Origin of the sequence: Micromonospora sp. NPDC049044, assembly GCF_040649215.1 — a bacterium.
Taxonomy (GTDB): Bacteria; Actinomycetota; Actinomycetes; order Mycobacteriales; family Micromonosporaceae; genus Micromonospora.
Map to the genome: position 1 here is coordinate 19845 of NZ_JBEZFA010000028.1, position 23398 is coordinate 43242.

Sequence of the window (23398 nt, forward strand, 5' to 3'; positions counted from 1 at the left end):
AGGCGGGCCGGAACGCGTCCGGCGGATCAGACCGGGGCGAGCCGGAAGCCGACCCCGCGCACCGAGTGGATCGTCGCCGCGGCGTTCAGCCGGGCGAGCTTGCCACGCACCCGGCGGACCACCGAGTGCATGTCGGAGCCGCGACCGAGGTGCCGGTTGCCCCAGACCTCGAGGTGCAGGCGCTCGTAGGTCCAGATCTGCCCGGGGGCGTGCACCAGGCACAGCAGGACGTCGTGCTCCAGCCGGGTCAGGTCGATCTCCTGGTCGCGCCACCGCAGCACCCGCCGGTCGGAGTCGACGCTCAGCTCCGGTGGTGGCGGCGGTGGTGGTGGTGGGCTCGGCGCCACCTCGGCGAGTACGCCGGTGACCGGGGGAGTCGGCAAGGGCGGCGCGTCGACCACCCCGAGGAACTCCCGCGCCTGGTCGACGGTCGAGACGATCAGAAAGGCGTCACTTCCGCCGAGTAGTCGGGCCAACTGCCGGCGTTCGGCCGGCGACGACGCGATGCCGATGACCAGACTCGCGACAGGGATTTCCTGCATTCCCCCAACCCCTTCCGGTTCCCCAACTCACTCCGGATGGATTTTTCGCACCGTCGACGCACGCATCGATCGGCGTCCTGACCCTAGTGGTGGCTGATCTCGGCAGAGTAAAACATCGTCGCATGCACGCGGACGAATTCGACCACGTCGCAGGGGTCGCCAGCTCGTCTCCGACGGTCCGGAGGCAGTTGTGACAGAACCATGACAATCCGCGCACGCCGTACGGACCTGGCGGGCTGAGCATGGTCGTCATGTCCATCGGATCGTCGTACCCCGTCGGGCGGTCGACGCCCGGCCCGCAGCCGGCGCGACCGCTGGCACGCCCCCACCCGGCGGTGCCGCTGGGTCTGCGGCTGCTCGCGGCGTCGCTGTGCGGCCTGCTCGCGCTGGCCCTCACGGCTCTCGTCTTCGTGCGGACGTACCCGGGTCAGTGGTGGGACGGCGCGCTGCTACCGCCCGCCGAGCGGGGCGGCGGGTACGAGCAGCAAACCGCCCTGGTGGGGCCGGCCAACGCCGTGCTCGCCACCTTCGGCCGCCCGACACTGCTCGCCGCCCTGCTCGGCGCGGTGCTGCTTGTGGGTGCGCTGCGCGGACGGCTGGTGCCGGGTGTCGTCGGGGTCGGCCTGGTCCTCTGCGCGGTGGTGGTGGCCGGCGCGGTGAAGTCGGCGCTGCCCCGCCCGGATCTCGGGATCGGGAGTTCGACAACCCACAACAGTTTCCCGAGCGGCCACGTCGCGGCGGCGACGGCGCTGCTGCTGGCGTTCATGCTGGTCCTGCCCGGGTGGGCCCGGCGTTGGCTAACGGTGCCAGGTGCGGCGGGGGTCACGGTGGTCGCGGCGGCGACGATGATCGCGGGTTGGCACCGGTTCAGTGACGCGCTCGGCGGCGTACTGCTGGGGGTGGCGTTGTTCTGCCTGGCCGCGGCGGCCCTGGTGGCCCGGGGTGAGCGGGGCGCTGCCGGCCGGCCGGCTGGCGGCAGTCGGTGGGGTGGGCTGGCCGGGGCGGCGGCTGGTCCCCTCGTGCTGCTCTGGGCCCTGGTGGTGGTCGGGCCCGAGTTGGCCGCGTCGGTGCAGCGCGGCGCGCTCGTCGCCATCATGGTGGCCGGCGCGGTGACGATGGTCCTGGTGGGTGCTGTGGTGTTCCTGGTAAGGGCCACTGATTTCGCTTCTCCGCTTCCCGCCCGGCCAGGGCCGTCGACCGGGTCGCAAAAGATCTCATGATGGGATACTTGACGACATGTCCCAGGTGCTGCTTATCGAAGACCACCAGACGGTGCGCGACGGACTGCAACTGGCGCTCACCCGACAGGGCCACACAGTGCATGCCGTGGGAACCGGTGAGCAGGGGTTGGACCGGCTGCGCACGACCTCGTCCGACGTCGTGGTCCTCGACCTCATGCTGCCCGGGATGGACGGGTTCGAGGTGTGCCGCCGAATCCGGCAGCTCGGCGACCTGCCGATCATCATGCTCACCGCCCGTAACGACGACATGGACGTGGTGGCGGGCCTGGAGGCCGGCGCCGACGACTACGTGGTCAAACCCGTGCAGGCCCGGGTGCTCGAGGCGCGGATCCGCGCGGTGCTCCGACGCATCGGTGGCGAGTCGCGGCGTCCCGCCGGCGAACGCGCCGGTGTGGAGCAGTACGGCCCGCTGACCATCGACCGCGCCGCGCTTGTGGTGAGCAGGGACGGGACGCCGGTCGGCCTGGCCCCGACCGAGTTGCGCCTGCTGCTCGAACTCTCGCAGACGCCGGGCCAGGTGCTCAGCCGCCAGCAACTGCTGGAGGCCGTGTGGGAACACGGGTATCTCGGGGACTCCCGACTCGTGGACGCGTGCGTCCAGCGGCTGCGTGCCAAGATCGAGGCCGACTCGTCAGCGCCGCTGTTCATCCAGACCGTGCGCGGTTTCGGATACCGGTTCGGGCCGCTGTGACCCGGTGGCGCTGGGCCGGCGCCCGACTTCTGGGCCTGCGGGTCCGGCTGCTCCTGACCTTCGCGCTGCTGGGCGTGACGACCACGGCGGCCGTGGCCAGCGGCAGCTACATCCAGGCCCGGACCGTCATCCTGCAACAGGCGCAGGACGCCGCTGTCGCGTCGCTCACCGACCAACTCACCAAGGTCTACCCGATCTTCCAGCTCCCACCGACCCAGAACGACCTGGACCTGCTGGCCCAGCGGCTCTCCGACCGGCAGGGCTTCGCGGTGGTCGTCTACCGCGACATGCGGTCCCAGGGCAGCCGGGAGATCGCCGACCCGCTCACCCCCGAGCTGCGTCGGGAGGTCGGCGACGGCCGGATCGCCTGGCAACGGGTATCGCTCGACGGACAGCCCTGGCTGCTCATCGGCACCCAGTTGGCGCTCGACGCGTCCGGCGGTACGACCCGGCCGTCCGGGCTGGAGGTCTACTCGGTGCGCAGCCTGGTGCCCGAGCAGCAGAGCGTCAACCGGCTCGCCACCCGGGCCTGGCAGACCGGCGGGCTGTCCCTGGTCCTCGCCGTCCTGCTGGCCCTGCTGGCCGCCCGCGGTGTGCTGCGACCCGTCCGCGACCTGGGCCGGGCGGCCCGCCGCCTCGGCGAGGGCGACCTGAGTACCCGGCTGACCGTCCGGGGCGCCGACGAGCTCGCGGACGTGGCGCGGACCTTCAACGACACCGCCGGGACGCTGGAACGGCAGGTCGGGGAGCTGCGGCGGATGGAGTCCGACGCCCGCCGCTTCGTGGCCGACGTCTCGCACGAACTCCGTACGCCACTGGCGGCGATGACGGCTGTCACCGACGTGCTCGACGAGGAGGCGGAGCACCTGCCCGGCGACGCGGGCCGGGCCGCCCGGCTGGTCAGTCGGGAGACGCAGAACCTCACCCAACTGGTGAACGACCTCATCGAGGTCAGCCGGTTCGACTCCGGCACCGCACGGCTCGCCCTCGACGACGTGGACGTGGCCGCGGCGGTGACCGCGACCCTGCGGATCCGGGGTTGGCTCGACCGGGTACGGGCCGACCTGCCCCCCGCGATCGTGGTCCGACTCGATCCCCGTCGGCTGGACGTCATCGTCGCCAATCTGGTCGGCAACGCCTTCCGGCACGGTGCCGAGCCGGTGTCGATACGCCTGCGCGCGGACGCGGACTGGGTCACCATCGAGGTCGCCGACCAGGGGCCGGGCCTGGACCCGGCGGTCCTGCCGCACGTGTTCGACCGGTTCTACAAGGCCGACACCGCGCGGACCCGCTCCGAGGGCAGTGGTCTCGGCCTCGCCATCTCCTGGGAGAACGCCCGCCTGCACCAGCACGGCGAACGGCGGGGGAGTCTGGTGGCGTCCAACGCCGCCGGTGGCGGCGCGGTGTTCACAGTGCGCCTGCCCCGCGACCCGGCGGACGCCGCAGGTGCCCGATGACCAGGCGCGTGCTGCTCGCCGGTGGCGTGCTGCTCACGCTGCTCGCCTCGGGCGGCTGCGGGGTACGGCCCAGTGAGGTCATCACCGGTCGGCCCGCGGTCAGCGGCCCGGCCCAGGGCAGCACGCTCTACCTGCTCGCGCAGGGCGCACTCGTGCCGGTCCTCCGCCCGCAGTCGGAGGACTCCTCGCCCGCCACCACGCTCGCCCTGCTCGCGGCCGGTCCGCAGCAGAACGAACGCGGCCAGGGTTTCACGAGCGAGGTGCCGGCCGGGTTCGACCCCGTCACTGTGACGTCCGTGGCCGGCCGGTCCGCTGGCCTCACGGTGCGGACGACCGGCCCGGCGCGGGCCCTGACGTCGAGGGCGGCGGACCAGATCATCTGCACGGCGGCCGACGCCGCCGCCCGGTCCGGCCTGGCGGAGAGCTTCACCCCGGTCACCATCACCGGGTCCGACGGGGCCCGGCCGGCCCGGCCGTGCCCGATCAGATGACCGGGCGCTGACCACCACTGCCCACCAGGTTGGCCGGTCCCGCCTGCCGGGGCAGCCCGGTGTGGCGGCCCCGGTCCTCGTCGACGAGCGCACCGGCGATCAGGATGTCGATGAGCGCGGCGAATCCGAGACCGGCCTGCGCCCAGATCTGCGGGAACTGTGACGCGGCGGTGAAGCCGGGGAACGTGTTGACCTCGTTGACGATGGGCTCGGGCGACCCCTCGGCGGGCAGGAAGAAGTCGACCCGGAGCAGCCCACGGCAGTCGAGGGCGCGGAAGGCGCGGATCGCCCGGTCCTGGAGCACCTCGGTGGTCGCCGCGTCGAGCGGGGCGGGGATCTGGAAGGCCGCCCCTCCGTCGTACTTGGCGTCGTAGTCGAAGAAGCCGGGACCGGTCACCCGGATCTCCAGCGGCGGGCCGGCCTGCACCCGCCCGTCCGGATGTTGGAGGACTGCCACGTCGATCTCACGCCCGCGCGCACCCTGCTCGACGAGCACCTTCGGGTCGACCTGACGGGCCTGCTCCAGCGCGGCGGGTACGCCCGCCCACTCGGCCACCTTGACCACGCCCAGGCTGGAGCCGGCCCGCGCCGGCTTGACGAAGACCGGTAGGTCCAGCCGTTGCCGGTCGGCGGCCGACAACTCCTCGCCGGGACGCAGGGTCACCCCCGGGCTGACCCGCAGGCCCTCCGCCGCGAGCAGCCGCTTGGTGACACCCTTGTCCATGCCGGCGGCGCTGGCGAAGACACCGTTGCCGACGTACGGCACGCCGAGCCATTCCAGCAGGGAGGCCACCGTGCCGTCCTCGCCGTACGGGCCGTGCAGGGCCGGGAACACCACGTCCTGGGTACGCAGCACCCGCAGCGCCTGGGGGAGTGTCGTCGGGCGACCGCCGACATGCCATCCGCCGTCGCGGTCGATGAGCACCTCGGTGACCTCGTAGCGCTCCCGGTCCAGGTTGGCGAGGATGCTCTCCGCCGAGCGGCGGGACACCTCGTGCTCGCCGCTCTGCCCGCCGTACAGCACTGCCAGTCGGGTCGTCATGAATTCCGTGCCCTTTCGTGGAGGTGGTCGCGGGCCACCCGGGGCCCGATCCCGGTCAAGATCTCGTGCGGGTTGGTGTCGGCCCAGCGGGCCCACTCGACGACCGTCGGTGGGTCCTGGTCGCCGTCGGCCGGGCCGAAGACCACTACCGGGTCGCCGATCGTCACCGGCAGGTCCCCGGCGTCGACCACGCACTGGTCCATGGCGACGCGCCCGACGATGGGGCACCGTCGGCCGCCGAGCCACACCTCACCGCGACCGCCGGTGGCGCGGGGCAACCCGTCGGCGTAGCCGAGCGGCAGCAGCGCCAGCGTGGTCGGCGCGTCGGTGACGTGCTCGGGACCGTAGGAGACGCTCGTACCGGCGGGCACCCGTTTGACGTTGACCACACTCGTGCGCAACGTCATCGCGGCGGTCAGCGCGAACTCGCCCGGACCGCTCGCCCCGAACGGGTCCACGCCGTACAGCGCGATCCCGATCCGGCAGAGGTCGAAGCGGGTGTGCGGCGCGGACAGCGCGGCCGCCGAGTTGGCCAGATGCACCAGGTCCGGGTCGAGGCCGGCCACGCGGCTCACCCGCAACGCCTCCTCGAAGGTCGCCACCTGCCGGTTCAGGGCGGGGGCGCCCGGCAGGTCCGCGTCGATGAGGTGGGACCACACCCCGCGCACCCGGATCGCGCCCTCCCGCTCGTACTTGCGGGCCCAACCCACCAATTCCGGCCAGTCCTCCCCGGCGGCCCCGTTGCGGGACAGGCCGGTGTCCGCCTTGAGCTGCACCATCGCCGGCACGCCGTGCAGGTGCACCGCGTCGACGACGGCGTGCAGGTGCGTCGTGGTCGACACCCCGACGTCGACGCCCGCCGCGATCAACGCCCCGAAGTCGTCGTTCGGCCGGTGCAGCCAGCTCAACGTGGGGGCGGTCACCCCCGCCGCCCGCAGGGTCAGCGCCTCGGCCACCGAGGTCACCCCCAGCCAGCGGGCGCCGGCGCGTAACGCGGCCCGGGCCACCTGCGCCGCGCCGTGACCGAACCCGTCCGCCTTCACCACCGCCATCAGGTCGGTGCCGGTGATCGAGGCGATGGCCCGCACGTTGTCGGCGATCGCATCGAGGTCGACAACCGCCTCGGCCAGGGCGCTCATCCGGCCGCCTCCGCCCGGCGGGAGCCGGGGAGCGCGAACAGCCAGGGTGCGCGTACCGCCAACAGCCCGCGGTGGACGGCCAGGCTCAGACCGATCACCAGTGCGCTCAGCAGAATCGGATAACCGAGGACGATCAGGGCCTGGGCGGACCGGTCCAGCCCGGAAACCGGTACCAGCAAAAGCCGGTGCAGCAGGGCCAGGACCGGCATGTGGATGACGTAGATCGGCAGTGTGATGCGGCCGAGCCTAACCAGCGGTTTGCTGAGTGCCGACCACCGGGCCAGCCGTGCGGCGGCGGTTATGCCGAAGATCACTGCCAGTACGGAGACCGCCGTCCATACGCCGAACCACTGTTGGGCGCCGGCCGCCGCCATGGCGGTGAGCGCGAGCGCGTAGGCGCCCGAGGTCCACCCGAGGCGGCGTGTGCTGGCGGTGGCCGCCCACCGCTCGATCTGCGGCCGCAGGGCCAGGCCGGCGAGGAAGAAGACCAGGTTCTGGTAGAGGCCGGCCCGGTTGCCCGGGGTGTCGAGCAGGCCGGCGGCGGCGATCGCGGACAACGCTCCGGCGGGTACCAGGACCAGTGCCCGGGGCACCCGGCGGGTCGCCTTGGCGACTGTGAAGTACAGCGCCAGCGCGTACAGGTACCAGAGGTTGGACGGCGTGATGGTGAGCTGCTCCAGCAGGCCGAGGGGCGAGGTGGCGCGGTCGGTAGGCAGTTGCGGCGCGGCGGCGAGTACCGCGGTGTGGATCAGCAGCCAGACGACGTACAGGTAGAGGAACCCGGCGATGCGGCTGCCGGCCACGACCCGCCACGGCCGGGTGACGGCGTTCGCCGCGAACAGGCCCGAGATGGTGAAGAACAGCGGCATCCGCAGCGGCAGGAACTGCTCGCCGAGCGTCCCCCACAGCCCCGGCACCGGTACGCCGACGTGCCAGTCGATCTGTAGGTAGTCCTTCACCACGACGTGCCACAGGACGACGAGGATGATGCAGACGCCCTTCGCCGCGTCGGCCCACTGTGCGCGCGGGGACTGCCGCGCGACGGTGACGGTCCCGGTCCGGTACCTTCGGCGAAACCGGACGTGCGTCGCCTCGGGGCGCATTTCGGCGGACCGGGACTCGGGGGGAGACAACTGTTGGATCACTCAGCAGAAGCTGCCAGCCGGATATCCGCGCGTGGTCCACGAATTGTCATGAACCGGTAATGGACGCGACCGGCACCGGCAGGCGGTGACGGTGCCCGCCCGGTGCGCGACAGTGCCGGTCGCTGCCCTGGACGGCCTCACCTACTGCTTCTGAGACAGGTCGCCAGACGTCCCCTAGGCTCGTTGCGGAGGTGCCGAACATGAAGCTCGGACTGCACTACTGGAACTACTCGACCCCGGCCGATCCGACCGCGATCGCCCCGACCCTGGCGCAGGCGGCGACCACCGCCGAGCAGGCCGGCGTCGCCTCGTTCACGGTGATGGACCACTTCTTCCAGATGGACGCGGTGTTCGCCGCCGAGGAGCCGATGCTGGAGGCGTACACCACGCTGGCCTACGTTGCGGCGAAGACCCAGCGGATGACGCTTGGTGTGCTTGTCACCGGTGTGATGTACCGGTACCCGGGGCTGCTGGCCAAGACCGTGACGACCCTCGACGTGCTCTCCGGCGGCCGGGCCCGCCTCGGCATCGGCGCCTCCTGGTACGAGCGTGAGCAGCTCGGGCTGGGCGTGCCGGTGGTCCCGGTGGCCGAGCGGTTCGAGCGGCTGGAGGAGACGCTGCGCATCTGCCTGCAGATGTGGAGCGACGACGACGGCCCGTTCGACGGACGGCACTACCAGCTCGCCGAGACCATCAACTCGCCGCAGCCGTTGCGTCGTCCGCACCCGCCCATCATGATCGGCGGTGGGGGCGAGAAGAAGACGTTGCTGCTGGTGGCGCGCTATGCCGACGCCTGCAACCTGTTCGGTCGCGGTGGCATCGACGACGTGGCGCGCAAGCTGGACGTGCTGCGCGGGCACTGCGCCGCCGAGGGCCGCGACTACGACGCGATCGAGAAGACAGTGGTCGCCTCGCGGTCGCCGCTCGACGACACCGAGGCGTTCCTCGCCGAGGTCTCCGACTACGCGGCACTCGGGGTGACCGAGGTGCAGGTGACCCCGGATCGGCACCCTGTCGAGTTCGCCGAGCGGCTCGGTGGCGAGGTGCTGCCACGGTTGGCCGACATCGGCTGACGCGGCAGCGACGGTGCGGGTGGCCACTGTGAACAATGGACCAATTCCTGGCTGACCGATGGTGTGCCGGGCGCCGGAATGGCCGTTCTCCCGGCGGTAATGAGGCGGATCACATAAGCGCCCTTTTTCGACCGCCACAATTGGTCGCACGGCCTGCCAGGTAGCCTCTCCGGGTGCCGCAGATGCTACCGCTACTTGTTACCGATCGGTATGACGTCGTGGGGCTCCTCGGCCAGGGCGGAATGGGTCGAGTGTGGAAAGCCCGCGACCGAATGCTGCAACGCGACGTCGCCATCAAGGAAATCGTTCCACCGCCCGGCCTGACCAATGAGGCGCGACAGGAATTGCGGATCCGGTCACTTCGGGAGGCCCGGGCGATCGCGCGGCTCGACCACGTCAACGTCGTCCGGGTCTTCGACGTGCTGCTGAGCGCCGACGGTGACCCGCAGATCGTGATGGAGTACGTGCCGTCCCGTTCGCTGCACGACGCCATCAGCACCGATGGTCCGATCCCACCGGTGCGGGCGGCCGCCATCGGGCTGGCAGTGCTCGGTGCGCTCCGCGCCGCCCACCGCGCCGGCATCATGCACCGCGACGTCAAACCCGCGAACATCCTGCTCGGCGCGGACGGCCGGATCGTGCTCACCGACTTCGGCCTGGCCACCGCCGTCGAGGACGTGAACCTCACGCTCAGCGGTGTGGTGCTCGGCTCGCCCGCGTACGTCTCGCCGGAGCGGGCCATGCGCGGCACCGTGGGTCCCGAGGGGGACTTCTGGTCGCTCGGCGCGACCCTCTACGCCGCGGTCGAGGGCCAGTCGCCGTACGCCCGGCCGTCCAGCCTGATGAGTCTCACCGCGCTGGTCACCGAACCGCCACCGACCGCGCGCCACGCGGGACCGCTCGCACCGGTGGTGGCCGGACTGCTGCGCAAGGACCCGGCCGAGCGGATGGACGCCGACACCGCCGAGCGGCTGCTCCGCTCGGCCCTGGACGGCACCGCGCTGCCCACGGCGGGGACCCGCCCACCGGTCGACACCGCGGGTTCGGTGGCGATCAGGTCCGGCACCGACGACGTACCCCCGACCGGGCCTGGCTCCGCGATGGACGGTGCCGGTCCCGCGGCGGGTCGCCGCCGTCGGACCTGGCTGCTCGGTGGTGTCGCCGTCGTGCTGGCGCTCGGCCTGGTGATCGGCATCCCGCTCGTCACCCGGCGGGCGCCGGGCCCGAGCGGCGACGCGGCCGAACTGGTGCAGGCCGCCGCGCCGGGCATGACGCCGACCTCCGGCGGCCCGCCGAGTGCCAGCGCACCCCGGCCGATCGCGTGGTCGGTCTACCGGGACAGCACCGGCTTCTCGGTGCCGGCGCCGCGCGACTGGCAGATCGTCCGCCGGGGCCAGCGGGTCGAGTTCCACGAGCCGGACGGGGCGCGGATGCTCGTGGTCAGCCAGACCGACACGCCGCGCACCGACCCGGTGGCCGAGTTGACCAGCCACGAGAAGCAACCCGACATCGTCGGACGCTACCGGGACTACCGCCGGGTCGCGCTGCTCGCTGTCAACTATCAACTCGCGGCGGCGGACTGGGAGTGGCTCTACACCGGCGACGCCGGCACCACGATGCACGTCCGTCAGCGCACCTTCCGGACGGCGGACCGTAAGGGCTACAGCCTCGCCTGGTTCGCGCCCGAGGCCGCCTGGGGTGTGGACGACTTCCGGCACGTCACCTCGGGGTTCCGGCCCGCGTCGGCGGCGGTCGGCAGCACACCGGGTGGCAGGCCCCCGGCCGGGGGGTCACCGACGCCGAGCACGCCACCGGCTCGGACGGGCTACCGGTTCGTCGGAGCGGCGAGCGACAGGTGCCTGGACATCGCGACCCCGCAGTCACCCGATCCGGTCCGGGTCCGGCTGTGGGACTGCCGCGACGACCGCGCCGCCAACCAACTCTGGACCACGCGACCGGACGGCAGCGTGCAGCTCGGCGGCCGGTGTCTGGACGTGCTGGGCGCCTCCAGCGACGCCGGTGCGGCGATCCAGCTCACCACCTGCAACACCACCCCGGCGCAGCAGTTCACCCTCACCGCGGACGGCCACCTGGTGAACGCGCACAGCGGACTGTGCCTGGGCGCGGCCGACCAGAGCGCAGCGGCCGGTGCGCTCATCGAACAGCGCGACTGCGGCACTGCCACTAACGACCTGCGCTGGACCCGGAGTTGAGGGCGCACGACTGACCGAGGTGGCCCGCCGGTCCGCTGTGCTACTCGCTGGCCCGGAACTGCCCGAGGGGCTGCCCTTCCCGGGTGCGGGAAGGACAGCCCCTCGGCGGTACGGTCAGGCGACGGTGGCGGGGAACCTCTCCCACACCCGGTGCGCGGCCATCAGCTGCTGCACCGCCGCCAGCGCCTCGGCACCCGTACCCGCCGTCACGACGCCGGGCGTGCCGGCCACCCCGACCTGCTCCAGCACGGCGACGCCGGCGCCCCAGGCACCCACGGCCTTGGCGTGCCGCCAGCACTCCTCGACGAGCAGCAGCACCCGGGGATCGACGGCTGCCGGGGCCGGCGTACCCGCCTTGGCGTCGCGGGAAGCGACGGCATCCGGCGCGGGCGCCGGCGCTCCGGCCAGCAGGACCGCGTCGAACTCGACGGACCGGCCGGTGGCGAAGGTGCGCTGCACCGGCAGGTCGCCCACCATGCCGCCGTGCGGGGCGATAAGCAGCGGCACCATGCCGGCCGCGAACACGGCCCGCCGAACCTCGTCGACGCCGTCCAGGTCGCCGTCGGGGTCGACGACGATGCCGACCACCCGGCCGTCGCTCGGCCACTCCCGGCCGACCTGCGACAGCGCCGGGCTGGGCGTGACGTCGGCGAGCGGTACCGTCGGCTGCGGGGCGGGCAGACCGAGCCCGGTGGCGACCTCCGCGCAGAGCACCGGGTCGATGTTGGCGAGGCACTGGAGCTGGCGCTCCTTGATCGCCTGGTGGTAGCACTTGCCCAACTCGAAGGTGTACGCCCGGATGATGTGCTCCTTCTCGACCGGCGACATGCTCGACCAGAACAGGCGTACCTGGCTGTAGTGGTCGTCGAACGAGGCCGGGTTGGCGCGTACCTTCGGCGCCTGCGCCACGGTGACCGGCACGTCGACGAAGGCGTGCTCGTCGTCCCCGGCGGGGAACGGGTTGCCGCCGTCGAGCGAGTTCGGCCGGTACGGTGCGACGCCCGCGTGCACGGCGTGCTGGTGGAAGCCGTCGCGCAGCATGTCGTTCACCGCCGCGTGTGGCCGGTTGATCGGGATCTGCGTGAAGTTGGGCCCGCCGAGCCGGGTGAGCTGCGTGTCGAGGTACGAGAAGAGCCGACCCTGCAACAGCGGGTCGTTCGTCACGTCGATGCCCGGCGGAAGGTGGCCCAGGTGGAAGGCGACCTGCTCGGTCTCGGCGAAGAAGTTCGTCGGGGTCCGGTTGAGCACCAGCCGCCCGACCGGCTGCACCTCGGCCAGCTCCTCCGGCACGATCTTCGTCGGGTCCAGCAGGTCGATGTCGGCGAAGGTCTCCTCGGGGGTGTCGGGGAAGACCTGGATGCCGAGTTCCCACTCGGGGTACGCGCCGGCCTCGATGGCGTCGTACAGGTCCCGGCGGTGGAAGTCCGGGTCGATGCCCCCGAGCAGCTGCGCCTCCTCCCAGGTCAGGGAGTGCACACCCAGCTTGGGCTTCCAGTGGAACTTGGCAAGCACCGTCTCCCCGGCCGCGTTGACGAGGCGGAAGGTGTGTACGCCGAAGCCCTCCATCGTCCGGTACGACCGCGGGATGCCCCGGTCGGACATGTTCCAGATGGTGTGGTGCTGCGCCTCGGTGTGCAGCGACACGAAGTCCCAGAAGGTGTCGTGGGCGCTCTGCGCCTGGGGGATCTCCCGGTCCGGGTGCGGTTTGCCGGCGTGGATGATGTCGGGGAACTTGATCGCGTCCTGGATGAAGAACACCGGCATGTTGTTGCCGACCAGGTCGAAGGTGCCCTCGTCGGTGTAGAACTTGGTCGCGAAGCCCCGGGTGTCGCGGACCGTGTCGGCCGAGCCCCGCGAACCGAGGACCGTGGAGAAGCGGACGAAGACGTCGGTCTCCCGCCCCTTCTTCAGGAAGCCGGCCCGGGTGACCGCCTCGGCGGTGCCGTACGAGGTGAACACGCCGTGCGCGCCCGCGCCCCGGGCGTGTACCACCCGCTCGGGGATGCGTTCGTGGTCGAAGTGCGTGATCTTCTCGCGTAGGTGGTGGTCCTGGAGCAGTACCGGGCCGCGCGGGCCGGCCTTGAGTGAGTGGTCGGTGTCGCGCAGCCGCGCCCCGTTGGCGGTGGTCAGGTAGGCGCCCTGCTGACCCTTCGCGGTGCTCGGCACGCCGGTCTCGGCGCCGGTGGGCGTACGCGTCTGCGGCGCACCCTGTTCCGCCTTCGGCGGCAGTGGGTCGTGCGGCGTCGTCGGTTCCTCGACGGTGGGCGGCGCGCTTCCGGGCGCACCCGGGACATCCGGGGTAAGGGCGTCGGCGATCTTCCCGGAGGCGGTCTTCACTGCGTTCTTGACCGCCTCGGCGGGCTTGCTGGAATCCACTTGTCGAAACCCTCCATGGCGCGTGTTCGAGCGGGCGCTTGCCCTGCTACCCCTGGTCAGAGGGCCGAAACACGACTGATCACGGCAAATGCCGCCACGACTGGTGATTTTGCCGATGCGGCGACCGGTTGACCGGCCAAAACTGACACACGTCGATATCCCTCGACCCTAGGGAGTGCCCGACGTGTCCTCACCAACCACCACCCGTCCCCGTTCCGTCGCCGCCCGAGCCACCCGGTTCGCCCTCGCCGCCGTCCTGGCGGCCGGCGGCTTCGTGGCCGGATCGACCGGCGCCGCCCAGGCCGCCGGGCCGTACGAGCGGGGCCCGGACCCCACCACCGCCATCCTGGAGGCCAGCCGCGGCCCCTTCGCCACGGCGTCGCAGAGCGTGTCCTCGCTGAGCGTCACCGGCTTCGGCGGCGGCGTCATCTACTATCCGACAAGCACCAGCGAGGGCACCTTCGGAGCCATTGCCATCTCGCCCGGCTACACCGCCTCCTGGTCCAGCATCAGCTGGTTGGGACCACGGATCGCCTCGCACGGCTTCGTGGTGATCGGCATCGAGACCAACACCCGGCTGGACCAGCCGGACAGCCGGGGCCGGCAGCTCCTCGCTGCGCTGGACTACCTCACCGAGCGCAGCTCGGTGCGCACCCGGATCGACAGCAGCCGACTCGCGGTGGCCGGGCACTCCATGGGTGGCGGCGGCAGCCTGGAGGCGGCCTCGTCGCGGCCGTCGTTGCAGGCCGCTGTGCCGCTCGCGCCGTGGAACCTGGACAAGAGCTGGTCCGAGCTGCGCGTACCCACCCTGATCATCGGCGGCGAGAGCGACAGCGTCGCCCCCGTCGCGACGCACTCGGTGCCCTTCTACAACAGCATCCCGGCGTCCGCCGAGAAGGCGTATCTGGAGTTGAACGGGGCGAGCCACTTCTTCCCGCAGACGACGAACACGCCCACCGCCCGGCAGATGGTGGCCTGGTTGAAGCGGTTCGTCGACGACGACACCCGCTACGAGCAGTTCCTCTGCCCCGGCCCGAGCGGCTCACAGATCGAGGAGTATCGCAACACCTGTCCCAGCGCCTGAGCCTGGTCGCGGGGCGGTCGCCGGTGGCGGCCGCCCCGTCGGCGTGCCCGGCGAGATCAATGAAGGTCTTGACGCGATACCCGAGAAACGTACACTGCGAGTGTAAATAAACACCCGCCACGACAGAGGGATGGGTGATGGAGCGCGGCCTCGAACTGCACCACATCGGCGTCCGTTTCGGCGGCCTCACCGCCCTCGACGACGTGTCTCTGCGGGTGCCACCCAACCGGGTGGTGGGCGTGATCGGGCCCAACGGCGCCGGCAAGACCACGCTGTTCAACGTGATCTGCGGCTTCGTCGCGCCGGACACCGGTTCGCTCACCCTCGACGGCCGGCCGCTGCGGCCCCGGCCGCACCAGCTGACCCGGCTCGGCATCGCCCGGACCCTGCAGGGGACCGGCCTGTTCGCCGGTCTGACAGTGCTGGAGAACGTGATGACCGGCGCCTCGCACACCGCCCGGGCGGGCTTCGTCCCGGCGCTGCTCGGGCTGCCGGCAAGCGACCGCGACGAGCGCCGACTGCGCCGGCACGCCCTGGACATCCTCGACGACCTGGGGATCGCCGGGCACGCCGAGGCCGCACCGAGCACCCTGCCCTTCGCCGTACGCCAGCGGGTCGCCCTGGCCCGCGCGCTCGCCGCCCGGCCCCGGCTGCTGCTGCTCGACGAGCCCGCCGGTGGCCTCGGCGCCGACGACATCGCCGAGCTGGCCGAGCTGGTCCGGCGGTTGCCCCGGCGCGACGACGATCCCTGCGCGGTGCTGCTCGTCGAGCACCACATGGATCTGGTGATGGCGGTCTGCGACGAACTCGTGGTGCTCGACTTCGGCCGGGTCATCGCCGCCGGCACCCCGGACGAGATCCGCGACGACCCGGCGGTCACCGACGCCTACCTCGGTGCCACCGTCGAGGAGGTCTCCCCGTGAGCGCGACTGATCTGCTCGTCGTGCGGGGGCTGGTGGCCGGTTACGGTGCCGCGCCCGTGCTGCGGGCCATCGACCTCAGCGTTCCGGCCGGCACCATCGCCGCTGTGGTCGGCGCGAACGGCGCCGGCAAGACCACCCTGCTGCGTGCGCTCTCCGGCATGATCCGCCCGGCCGCCGGCCAGGTCCTCCTCGACGGCGAGGACCTCGGGGGTACGCCGGTGGAGCAGCTCGTCCGGCGCGGCATGGCGCACGTGCCGGAGGGGCGGGGCGTGATCAGTGAGTTGACCGTCGAGGAGAACCTGCGGCTGGGTGGGTTGTGGCGGCGCGACCGGGCCGACGCGGGCCGTGCCCTCGACGAGGTCTACGAACTCTTCGAGCCGCTGGCCCGTCGCCGTCGGCACCTCGGCCACCAGCTCTCCGGCGGTGAGCGGCAGATGCTCGCGCTCGGCCGGGCGCTGGTCGGCCGTCCCCGCCTGCTGCTGCTCGACGAGCCGTCGCTCGGTCTGGCGCCGCGGGTGGTCGCCCGGACCATGGCGCTGCTCCGCCAGCTGCGCGACAGCACCGGCCTGACCGTGTTGCTCGTCGAGCAGAACGTGCGCAGTGCGCTCGCCGTCGCCGACCAGGGCGTCGTGATGTCCCTCGGTCGGGTGGTGATCGCCGCTCCGGCGGCGAAGCTGCGCGACGACGTCGATCTGCGCCACGCGTACCTCGGTTTCTGACCACCACCTCGTCCCCCGGAGGGAGGACTGTTGGACCGCTTCGTCTTCCTCACCATCGACGGCCTGTCCCGGGGCGCTGTGTACGCCGCGTTCGCGCTGGCCCTGGTGCTCATCTGGCGGGCGGCGCGGGTCGTCAACTTCGCCCAGGGCGCGATGGCCGTCGCCGCCGCGTACGTCGCCTACACCGTCAGCGCCGCGACCGGCTCGTACTGGTTGGGCTTCGTTGTCGCGATCGTCGCCGGGCTGCTGCTCGGCGCGTTTGTGGACCGCGTCGTGATGCGGCACGTCGACCACGCCTCGCCGCTCAACCCGGTGATCGTCGCGCTCGGACTGGTGCTGTTGATCCAGGCCGTGTTGGGCATGGTGTACGGCAACGAGTTCCGGCCCGCCGAGGCACCGTTCAGTCGGTCGGCGCTCACTGTCGGCGGGGTGGCCGTGCTGTCGCCGTACGACCTGTTCGTCTTCGCCACGATCGGGGTGGTGGTCAGCGGCCTGGCCTGGATGTTCGCCCGTACCCCGGTGGGGTTGCGGATGCGGGCGGCGGCCTTCGCCCCCGAGGTGTCCCGGCTGCTCGGGGTCAACGTCGGTGGCATGTTGACGCTCGGTTGGGCGCTCGCCTCCGGGGTGGGTGCGCTGGCTGCCATGCTCGTCATCCCGACCGAGCTGGGCCTGCACCCGCACGCGATGGACCTGGTGTTCGTCTCGGCGTTCACCGCGGCGGTGGTCGGTGGGCTGGACAGCCCACCGGGGGCGGTGGTGGGCGGCCTGGTGGTCGGTCTGCTGCTCTCCTACGTGAGCGGCTACGCCGGCAGTGACCTCACGCCGCTCGCGGTGCTGGTCCTGCTGCTGGCGGTGCTGTTGGTCCGGCCCGGTGGGTTGTTCGCCCCGGTCGCGGCGAGGCGGGTGTGAGCGCCACGACGGCGGCGGTGCCGCCGAAGCAGCGGCCGGACGACGCCGTCGACCGGCCGGCCGACCGGCGACGCGGCTCGACACTGCTGCGCCACCTCGCGATCGTGCTCGTCGCCGGGCTGGTGCTGGTCGGGGTCAGCTACGCCGTCGAGCCGTTCCGCAACTTCCAGCTCGCCACAGTGGCCGCCTACCTCTGCGCGACGGCCGGGCTCACCGTCCTCACCGGGCTCAACGGTCAACTGTCGCTCGGGCACGGCGCGTTGATGGCGACCGGGGCGTACACAGTGGCGTTGTGCCAGAACGCGTTCGCCGACCGGGGGATGACCGGCGGCTGGCTGCTGCCGCTCTCGCTGGTCGCGGCGGTCGTCAGCACTGTCGCGGTCGGCGCGGTGGTCGGGGCGGTGGCGGCCCGGCTGCGCGGCCCCTACCTGGCCGGGGTGACCCTCGCGGTGGCCGTCGTGGTGCCGGCGCTGGCGGTCACCTTCGACGGCGTGTTCAACGGCGAGCAGGGGTTGTCGGTGCCGGTGGACCCGCCGCCGCTGGCGCTCGGCCCGTACTTCCCGTACGAGCGGTGGCAGCTCTGGCTCACCGGCGCGGCCACCCTGCTCGCCCTGCTGCTGCTGGCCAACCTCATCCGCAGCCGGTACGGGCGGACCTTCCGGGCGGTCCGGGACGACGAGGTGGCGGCCCGCCTCGCCGGTATCCACGTGGCCCGCACCCAGGTCCTCGCGTTCGTGGTCAGCGCCGCCACCGCCGGGCTCGGCGGTGCGTTGCTGGCGGTCCTCGCGCAGAGCGTCTCGCCGGGGGCGTTCTCGCTCACCCTGTCGCTGTTCCTGCTGATGGCCGTGGTGATCGGCGGTCTCGGCCGACTCACCGGCGCGCTCTGGGGGGCGGTCCTGCTTGTCGCCCTGCCCGACCTCACCCACTCCGTCACGGAGTTGCTCACCCTCTCGCCCGCGGTGGCGCAGCGGCTGGAGGGCAACCTCCCGCTGGCGATCTTCGGCCTCACCCTGATCGTCGTGATGATCGCCGCGCCGGGGGGCGTGCAGGGGCTGTTGTCGCGTCTTGGTCGGCGCCTGCGGGCCCGGCGTTCCTGAGCTGTTCTCCAGCCCGGCCCTCGGCCAGGCATCCCCACCACCCACACCGTTCCCGCAAACCGGACCGAGAAAGGTCGGTGTTCCCATGCACCGTTTGGCACAACGTGGTCTCGCGATCGCCAGCACCATCGCCCTGTTGGCCGCCGCCGCTGGTTGCAGCGGTGACGACGGCTCCGGTCCCGGCGGGGCAGCGGTGCCCGGCGTCACCGACACCGAGATCGTCGTCGGCACCCACATGCCGCTCACCGGGCCGGCCTCGGCCGGCTACTCGAAGATCGCCCCGGCGACGAAGGCGTACTTCGACTACGTCAACGCCAACGGCGGCGTACACGGTCGGAAGATCACCTACAAGATCATGGACGACGGCTACAACCCGGCGAACACCCAGCAGGTGGTCCGTCAGCTCGTCCTCCAGGACAAGGTCTTCGCCATCCTCAACGGCCTCGGCACGCCGACGCACAGCGGGGTGCTCGACTTCCTGAAGAGCAACCGGGTGCCCGACCTCTTCGTCGCCTCCGGCAGCCGCAGCTGGGACCAGCCGGACAAGTATCCCGGCACGTTCGGGTTCAACCCGGACTACACGGTGGAGGGCAAGATCCTCGCCACCTACGCGAAGACGAACCTGGCCGGGCAGAAGGTCTGCTTCCTCGGCCAGGACGACGACTTCGGCCGGGACAGCCTGGTGGGCGTGGAGCAGGTGCTCGGTGCCGGTGCCGTGGCGGTCAAGCAGACCTACGTCACCAGCAACACCAACGTGGCGCCGCAGATCGGGGCGTTCAAGGCCGCCGGGTGCAAGGTCGTCGTGCTGGCCACCGTGCCCGGCTTCACGGCGCTGTCGATCGGCACCGCCGCGCGGCTGGGCTTCAAGGCGCAGTGGCTGGTCTCCAACGTCGGCGGTGACCACCCGACCCTGGCCAAGCAGCTCGGCGCCGCCGCCCCGATTCTGGAGGGCATGGTCGGCACCAACTACCTGCCGATGCAGAACGACACAGCGAACCCGTGGATCCAGCTCTTCACGAAGATCAACAAGGAACACAACGGGGACGCGCCGTTCGACGGCAACACCGTCTACGGCATGTCGGTCGGTTACCTCTTCGTGCAGACGTTGCTCGCCGCCGGCAAGGACCTCACCCGGGAGAAGGTGCTCCAGGCCGTGCAGAAGGGTGGCTTCCAGGGCCCCGGGCTGGTGCCGTTGCGCTTCTCCGAGAAGGACCACAGCGGCTACGGCGGTCACCGGCTGAGCCGGGTGACCGGGGGAGTGCAGAGCTACTTCGGGCCGGCCTACGAGACCGACGAGGCGGACGGGCCGGTCAAGGAGTACACGGCCGCGCCGGTCGCGCCGCCCGCGAACGGGGTGCCGACCGTCTCCTGACGACCCGACGGCAGCCGCCCGACCGGGCCGGGTCGCGCGTGACCCCGCCCGGTCGGACGGCTGCCCTGGGTGCCTTCCGGCCGCTCGTGGAAGGCGTTGACCGCCACCGAGCCGCCCTCCTACTATCTGCACTGTGAATGCACATTTGGCTCGGCTCGTGAACCGCGTCGCCATCGCCGCCCAGATCACCGGGCAGACGATCGTCCGCGACGGCGGGGTATCGCTGACCGGTCGGGTCGGATGACGGTGCCGACGGTCGGCGCGGAACCGCTGATCACCGCCTGTCTAGACTCGGCGGTGCGCCGGGAGGCGTCGTGGCGGTGAGGAGGCGGGGGCGGATGGACGGGGTCGAGGTCGCGAACCGGGTCGACGGGCGAACCGCCCGGGCCGAGCGCACCCGGGCGGCCATCGTCGAGGCCCACCTCGCGCTCATCGGCGAAGGGGACCTGCGCCCGACCGGGGAACGCATCGCCGAGCGGGCCGGCATCTCGCTGCGGACGCTCTGGACCAACTTCAAGGACATGGAGACGCTCTTCGAGGCCAGCGGCGCCGAGGTGCTCCGCCAGCAGGACGCCGCCTACCGGCCGATCTCGCCCGGGCTGCCGCTGGCGAAGCGGGTCGACGCGTACTGCCGGCAGCGGGCCCGGTTGCTCCAGCTCATCGCGCCGTCGGCGCGGGCCGCCCAGATGCGCGAGCCGGTCTCCGACCAGCTGCACCGCAACCGCCTCAAGCACATCGACCGGGTACGCGACGAGGTCGAGGAACTCTTCGCCGGCGAGCTGGCCCAGGCCGGGCCGGGGCGGGAGCAACTGCTCAACGCCCTGGTGGTGGCGAGCACCTGGCAGGCCTGGTCGATGCTGCGCTACGGGCTCGGTCTCGGCGTGGACCAGGCCCGTGCCGTGATGACCCGGACAGTGGGTGCGTTGCTGGCCGAGGTCGTGGCGGACTGACGCCGGTCGGCAACCTACCGACGCGGCCCACCGAATTCGACACCGTGAGCCTGTCGCGGCAGCAGAGAAGCACCCCTTTCCATTCGGTTTCCGATGAGTGACACTGGCAAGCATGGTTACTGCATCGAGAGTGCAACTAACCGTACTGCGTGGGCGAGACGACGAGTGCCGAGCGCTGCGGAGCCTGCTCGACGGAGTGACCGACGGCGGCGGCGCCCTGCTGCTGCAGGGAGAGCCCGGATCGGGTCGTACCGCGCTTGTCGGTTACGCCCACCGGTATGCCCGGAACTGCACTGTGCTCGCCGGGAACGGGCTCGCCGAGGAGGCCACCCTGCCGTACGCGGGCCTGCAACGCCTGCTCGACCCGGTGCTGGACCGGACGACCGCACTGGCGGACGAGCAGCGCCGGCTGCTGCGGCGCGCGCTGGCCGGTGAGGGCTGTCCAGCTGACCGCCGACTGAAGCTGTCGATGGCGGTGCTCGGGTTGCTCGCCGCCGCCGCCGAGGACCATCCGCTGCTCGCCGTCATGGACGACGTCGACCGGGGCGATCCGCAGACCGCTCAGGTGCTGGCCTTCGTGGCCCGCAGGCTGCGGCACCTGCCGGTGGCGGTGGTGCTCACCGCCGATGTCACCACGACCGTCGACGGGGTGCCGGCGCACCGACTCCGTCCGCTGGACGCGCACGACAGCGTCGCCGTCCTCACCGACCGGCTGCCCGAGCGCCCCACCGCGCCGGTCGCTGCCACCCTCGCGGTGGCCGGTGGCGGCAACCCGCAGGCCCTCGTGGACCTCGCCGAGGTGCTCACCCCCGGGCAGTGCCGGGGGGAGGATCCGCCGCCCACCGCGCCACCGGCGGACGGCGCGCTGGCCCGCGCCTACCGGGCCCGGCTGGACCGACTGCCCCCGGAGACCCGACGGGTGCTGCTGCTCGCGGCGCTCGACGAGAGCGGCGAACCGGGCACGCTGACCCGGGCGGCGAGTGTCGCCGGCACCGAGGTCGAGGCGCTCGCACCGGCGGAGGTCGCCGGTCTGGTCCGTGTCGAGCCGCGGGGCGTCACGTTCCCCCAGCCGTTGGTGCGCGCCCTGATCGCGTGGACGGCGACGCTCGCGGACCGACGCGCGGCGCACCGACTGCTCGCCGGTGTGCTGGTCGCCGACGGGCAGCGGCTGCGCCGGGCGATGCACCTCGCCGCCGCCGCGGCCGGTGCGGACCCCGCCCTCGCCGACGAACTGGAACAGGCGGCGGTCGGTGGCGCCGACGGTTGGGCGACCGCGTCGGCGGCGTTGCGCTGGGCGGCCGAACTCAGCGACGAACCGACGCGGACGGCCGCCCGCCTGCTGACCGCAGCCCAGTACGCCTGGGCCGGGGGACAGCCCGACGTGGCCCGGCTCCTGCTCGACCGGCTCCGCCCGATGTGCACGGACCCGGGCATCCGAGGGCGCGCCGACCTGCTCCTCGGTGAGCTGGAGCTGCGCTGCGGCACCGCGGCACACGCGTCGGCCCGGTTGCTGGCCGCCGCCGCGACGGTGGCCGGGACCGATCGTGCGCTGGCGCTGTCCGGGCTGGCCCGAGCCGGCGAGGCGGTCTGCTTCGCCGGTGACCAGTACCGCTACGCCGAGGTCGGCCGCCGCGCCTCGGCGTTGCGGCGGCCGGACGACCCGCCCGCCACGGAGCTGATGAGCAGTCTGGTCGCCGGAGTGGCGGCGACCCTGCGCGGTGACCACGAGCGGGCCGGTCCCGCGCTGCGTCGCGCCGTCGTGCTCGGTGGGCGGCTGACCGGGCCGGCGGCGACGCCCACCGCGCTCAGCTGCGCCGCCGCGGCCGGTCTGGTCGTCGCCGTGGACGGTGCGGCACACCGCCTCGCCGACCGTGCCGTCGCGGTGGCCCGGGATCGGGGCGAGCTGCACATGCTGTCCCGGGCGCTGGAGTTGCGGGCTGTCGCCGAGTACTGGCAGGGCCGGCACGAGGCGGCGGCGGAGACCTCCCGTGACGGGTTGCGGGTCGCCCGGGCCACCGGTCAGGTCAACTGCGCCGACGTCCACCTCGGCATGCTCGCCGTGCTCGCCGCCGTACGGGCCGACCGGGACACCAGCCTGCGACGGATCCGCGAGATCGGCGAGGCGCCGACGCCGGGCAGCCGTCCGCACGCGCTCGCCGGGTGGGCCCTGGCGGTGCTCGATCTGGTCGACGGTCGACACGCCGAGGCCGCCGACCGGTTGGCGTCGTTGGCCCGGCTCGGCACCGGGCGCGGTCAGGTGCTCGTGCAGGTGATGGCCACTCCGTACCTGGTGGAGGCGGCGGCGCAACTGCCCTGTCGGCCGACCGCGACGGCGGCGCTCGCGGTGTTCGACAGATGGGCCAGCAGCACCGCGAGCCCGCTGCGGCGGGCCCTGTCCGCCCGGTGCCACGCGCTGCTCGCGCCGCGCGGTGGCGCGGAGGCCGAGCAGGAGTTCCAGCGGGCGCTGCGGCTGCACCCGAGCGATGCGGGCCCGTTCGAACGGGCCCGCACCGAGCTGCTCTTCGGTCAGGAGCTGCGCCGCAGTCGACGCCCCCGCGACGCGCGTACGCACCTGCACCAGGCCCGCGAGATGTTCACGCTGCTCGGCGTGGACTGCTGGACCGAGCTGGCCACCACGGAGCTGCGGGCGGCCGGCGAGTCGGTCGGCGCACCGGATCGGCCGGCGGCGCGGCTGCTGACCGGGCAGCAACTGCGGATCGCCGAACTGGTGGCGGAGGGCGCCACCAACCGGGAGATCGCCGCCCGGATGTTCCTCTCCACCCGTACTGTCGACCACCACCTGCGCAACGTGTTCCACCGGCTGGGCATCCGCTCACGTACCGAGTTGGTGCGCGCGTTCGCCACCGAGCGGCACGTCGGGCTGGCCTCCGACCGATGACGGTCGGGTCTGGACGACGTTAACTATCACCGCTA

The 23398-nt window shown here is 72.3% G+C and carries 19 protein-coding genes; 14 read left to right on the top strand and 5 right to left on the bottom strand.

Annotation, left to right across the window (positions count from 1 at the left end):
* Positions 1–26 precede the first annotated feature (26 nt).
* Positions 27–542: a winged helix-turn-helix domain-containing protein gene (locus tag AB0B85_RS22310; protein WP_357410226.1), complete on the bottom strand. Its 516-nt coding sequence runs from the start codon at positions 540–542 to the stop codon at positions 27–29.
* 251 nt (positions 543–793) lie between these two features.
* Between AB0B85_RS22310 and AB0B85_RS22315 the strand changes: the two genes are divergently transcribed.
* Genes AB0B85_RS22315 through AB0B85_RS22330 form a run of 4 tightly spaced genes read left to right on the top strand, consistent with a single transcriptional unit; the run spans position 794 to position 4422 of the window.
* On the top strand, positions 794–1762 hold the full coding sequence (locus tag AB0B85_RS22315; RefSeq protein WP_357410228.1) for a phosphatase PAP2 family protein: 969 nt from the start codon (positions 794–796) through the stop codon (positions 1760–1762).
* A 16-nt stretch (positions 1763–1778) separates the two neighbouring features.
* Positions 1779–2474, top strand: a complete 696-nt coding sequence (locus AB0B85_RS22320; RefSeq protein WP_357410230.1) for a response regulator transcription factor — start codon at positions 1779–1781, stop codon at positions 2472–2474.
* Complete coding sequence (locus tag AB0B85_RS22325) at positions 2471–3931, top strand: HAMP domain-containing sensor histidine kinase (protein ID WP_357410232.1); 1461 nt, start codon at positions 2471–2473, stop codon at positions 3929–3931. Before AB0B85_RS22320 ends, AB0B85_RS22325 begins: the two co-directional genes overlap by 4 nt.
* Entirely contained in the window at positions 3928–4422 is a 495-nt protein-coding gene (locus AB0B85_RS22330; RefSeq protein WP_357410234.1) for a hypothetical protein, read from the top strand. Before AB0B85_RS22325 ends, AB0B85_RS22330 begins: the two co-directional genes overlap by 4 nt.
* Here AB0B85_RS22330 and AB0B85_RS22335 read toward each other — a convergent pair.
* From AB0B85_RS22335 to AB0B85_RS22345, 3 genes are read right to left on the bottom strand one after another with little or no spacing between them, the layout of a single operon-like run.
* Positions 4415–5464 (bottom strand): D-alanine--D-alanine ligase family protein, encoded by a 1050-nt coding sequence (locus AB0B85_RS22335; RefSeq protein ID WP_357410236.1) that lies wholly within the window; start codon positions 5462–5464, stop codon positions 4415–4417. The genes AB0B85_RS22330 and AB0B85_RS22335 overlap by 8 nt on opposite strands.
* Positions 5461–6603, bottom strand: coding sequence for an alanine racemase (gene alr / locus AB0B85_RS22340; RefSeq protein ID WP_357410238.1), 1143 nt, complete (start codon positions 6601–6603; stop codon positions 5461–5463). The genes AB0B85_RS22335 and alr overlap by 4 nt, the downstream gene beginning before the upstream one ends.
* On the bottom strand, positions 6600–7748 hold the full coding sequence (locus tag AB0B85_RS22345; RefSeq protein WP_357410240.1) for an acyltransferase: 1149 nt from the start codon (positions 7746–7748) through the stop codon (positions 6600–6602). The genes alr and AB0B85_RS22345 overlap by 4 nt, the downstream gene beginning before the upstream one ends.
* A 200-nt stretch (positions 7749–7948) precedes the next feature.
* Here AB0B85_RS22345 and AB0B85_RS22350 point away from each other — a divergent pair, with 200 nt between their 5' ends.
* Complete coding sequence (locus AB0B85_RS22350) at positions 7949–8821, top strand: LLM class F420-dependent oxidoreductase (RefSeq protein ID WP_357410242.1); 873 nt, start codon at positions 7949–7951, stop codon at positions 8819–8821.
* 182 nt (positions 8822–9003) lie between these two features.
* Positions 9004–11034 carry a serine/threonine protein kinase gene (locus AB0B85_RS22355; RefSeq protein ID WP_357410356.1) on the top strand — a complete coding sequence of 677 codons (2031 nt, stop codon included), beginning with the start codon at positions 9004–9006 and terminating at the stop codon, positions 11032–11034.
* A 114-nt stretch (positions 11035–11148) separates the two neighbouring features.
* On the opposite strand, the gene AB0B85_RS22360 is transcribed toward AB0B85_RS22355, so the two are convergent.
* On the bottom strand, positions 11149–13410 hold the full coding sequence (locus AB0B85_RS22360) for a catalase (RefSeq protein WP_357410244.1): 2262 nt from the start codon (positions 13408–13410) through the stop codon (positions 11149–11151).
* Positions 13411–13594: 184 nt separating this feature from the next.
* Between AB0B85_RS22360 and AB0B85_RS22365 the strand changes: the two genes are divergently transcribed.
* The 8 genes from AB0B85_RS22365 to AB0B85_RS22400 all read left to right on the top strand — a co-directional run bounded on the left by AB0B85_RS22365 (position 13595) and on the right by AB0B85_RS22400 (position 23363).
* The gene (locus tag AB0B85_RS22365) at positions 13595–14494 is read left to right on the top strand and encodes an alpha/beta hydrolase (RefSeq protein ID WP_357410246.1); all 900 of its coding nucleotides are present in this window, start codon (positions 13595–13597) and stop codon (positions 14492–14494) included.
* Positions 14495–14631: 137 nt separating this feature from the next.
* Positions 14632–15417, top strand: coding sequence for an ATP-binding cassette domain-containing protein (locus tag AB0B85_RS22370; RefSeq protein ID WP_357410248.1), 786 nt, complete (start codon positions 14632–14634; stop codon positions 15415–15417).
* A complete protein-coding gene (locus tag AB0B85_RS22375; RefSeq protein WP_357410250.1) occupies positions 15414–16136 on the top strand; it encodes an ABC transporter ATP-binding protein in 723 nt (240 codons plus the stop codon). Before AB0B85_RS22370 ends, AB0B85_RS22375 begins: the two co-directional genes overlap by 4 nt.
* 30 nt (positions 16137–16166) lie before the next feature.
* On the top strand, positions 16167–17045 hold the full coding sequence (locus AB0B85_RS22380; RefSeq protein ID WP_357410252.1) for a branched-chain amino acid ABC transporter permease: 879 nt from the start codon (positions 16167–16169) through the stop codon (positions 17043–17045).
* Positions 17042–18142, top strand: coding sequence for a branched-chain amino acid ABC transporter permease (locus tag AB0B85_RS22385; RefSeq protein ID WP_357410254.1), 1101 nt, complete (start codon positions 17042–17044; stop codon positions 18140–18142). Before AB0B85_RS22380 ends, AB0B85_RS22385 begins: the two co-directional genes overlap by 4 nt.
* Positions 18143–18227: 85 nt before the next feature.
* A complete protein-coding gene (locus AB0B85_RS22390) occupies positions 18228–19514 on the top strand; it encodes an ABC transporter substrate-binding protein (protein ID WP_357410256.1) in 1287 nt (428 codons plus the stop codon).
* Positions 19515–19852: 338 nt separating this feature from the next.
* Positions 19853–20464: a TetR/AcrR family transcriptional regulator gene (locus tag AB0B85_RS22395; RefSeq protein ID WP_357410258.1), complete on the top strand. Its 612-nt coding sequence runs from the start codon at positions 19853–19855 to the stop codon at positions 20462–20464.
* Positions 20465–20576: 112 nt separating this feature from the next.
* On the top strand, positions 20577–23363 hold the full coding sequence (locus tag AB0B85_RS22400) for an AAA family ATPase (RefSeq protein ID WP_357410260.1): 2787 nt from the start codon (positions 20577–20579) through the stop codon (positions 23361–23363).
* The last annotated feature ends 35 nt before the right edge of the window (positions 23364–23398 follow it).

What these genes read in the sequence shown, in the direction of transcription:
- AB0B85_RS22400 (WP_357410260.1), top strand. Translation starts at nt 20,577, where the DNA reads ATGGTTACTGCATCGAGAGTGCAACTAACCGTACTGCGTGGGCGAGAC.
- AB0B85_RS22390 (WP_357410256.1), top strand. Translation starts at nt 18,228, where the DNA reads ATGCACCGTTTGGCACAACGTGGTCTCGCGATCGCCAGCACCATCGCC.
- alr (WP_357410238.1), bottom strand. Translation starts at nt 6,603, where the DNA reads ATGAGCGCCCTGGCCGAGGCGGTTGTCGACCTCGATGCGATCGCCGAC.
- AB0B85_RS22350 (WP_357410242.1), top strand. Translation starts at nt 7,949, where the DNA reads ATGAAGCTCGGACTGCACTACTGGAACTACTCGACCCCGGCCGATCCG.
- AB0B85_RS22335 (WP_357410236.1), bottom strand. Translation starts at nt 5,464, where the DNA reads ATGACGACCCGACTGGCAGTGCTGTACGGCGGGCAGAGCGGCGAGCAC.
- AB0B85_RS22315 (WP_357410228.1), top strand. Translation starts at nt 794, where the DNA reads ATGTCCATCGGATCGTCGTACCCCGTCGGGCGGTCGACGCCCGGCCCG.
- AB0B85_RS22355 (WP_357410356.1), top strand. Translation starts at nt 9,004, where the DNA reads ATGCTACCGCTACTTGTTACCGATCGGTATGACGTCGTGGGGCTCCTC.
- AB0B85_RS22370 (WP_357410248.1), top strand. Translation starts at nt 14,632, where the DNA reads ATGGAGCGCGGCCTCGAACTGCACCACATCGGCGTCCGTTTCGGCGGC.
- AB0B85_RS22395 (WP_357410258.1), top strand. Translation starts at nt 19,853, where the DNA reads ATGGACGGGGTCGAGGTCGCGAACCGGGTCGACGGGCGAACCGCCCGG.
- AB0B85_RS22310 (WP_357410226.1), bottom strand. Translation starts at nt 542, where the DNA reads ATGCAGGAAATCCCTGTCGCGAGTCTGGTCATCGGCATCGCGTCGTCG.
- AB0B85_RS22320 (WP_357410230.1), top strand. Translation starts at nt 1,779, where the DNA reads ATGTCCCAGGTGCTGCTTATCGAAGACCACCAGACGGTGCGCGACGGA.
- AB0B85_RS22330 (WP_357410234.1), top strand. Translation starts at nt 3,928, where the DNA reads ATGACCAGGCGCGTGCTGCTCGCCGGTGGCGTGCTGCTCACGCTGCTC.